The sequence below is a fragment of the Streptomyces alkaliterrae genome (assembly GCF_007097205.2).
GTDB lineage: Bacteria > Actinomycetota > Actinomycetes > Streptomycetales > Streptomycetaceae > Streptomyces > Streptomyces alkaliterrae.
Map to the genome: position 1 here is coordinate 1 of NZ_VJYK02000655.1, position 773 is coordinate 773.

A 773-nucleotide genomic window follows, 5' to 3' on the forward strand; every position below is an offset into this window, starting at 1 on the left:
GCGGTGGTTCCGGCGGCCGGCGGGGCTGGTGGTCGGGGCCGCGGCGTGTGCGGTCGCGCTCGGCGTCGCCGCCTCGCTGCTGGTGTCGGGAGGTGGCGGACGGGTCGCACCGGTCACGCCGCCGGAGCCGGCCGCCGTCCGGTTGCTCGACCGGGTCGCGGTGGCGGCCCAGCGGGCGCCTGAACCGGTCGTCCGCGACGGGCAGTTCCTCTACACGAGGACAGAGGGCTTCGCGGCCGTGCTGTCCGAGGTTTCCGAGGACGGGAGGATGGAGTCGAGCCGGAGCGACCAGTCGCTCGAGCGATGGGAGTCGGTGGACGGCTCGGCACGGACCCTGGAGCGATACCCGGGCGGCGGCCAGGACACGTTCGACGCGGGTAAGGGGACTCTGGTCGATCCGACGTACCGCTTCCTCGAATCGCTGCCCACCGATCCGGAGCATCTGTTGCAGATGTTCTACGAGGACGCGGAGTTGAACCACGGGGCCGGCACGGACTCGACGCTCGGCGCGGACCAGGGCACCTTCGTGGCGATCGGTGACCTGTTGAACGGGGTGGAGTGCCCGCCGCGGGTGAGCGCCGCGCTGTACCGGGCGGCGGCCCGCATCCCGGGGGTGGTGCTGGTGCCGGAGGCGACGGACGCGCTCGGGCGGAAGGGGGTCGCGGTGGCGCGGGAGCACGACGGGGAGCGCACCGAGTGGATCTTCGACCGGGAGAGTCTGCGGCTGCTCGGGTACCGCACCGTCGTGTTGAAGGACGGCGACTGGGGGAAGG

1 protein-coding gene is annotated in these 773 nt (G+C 73.0%); it reads left to right on the forward strand.

All coding sequences use genetic code 11. The features are described 5' to 3' along the window. The coding region (locus FNX44_RS28430) for a CU044_5270 family protein (protein ID WP_173019318.1) at window positions 1-773 on the forward strand (773 nt) is incomplete at both ends.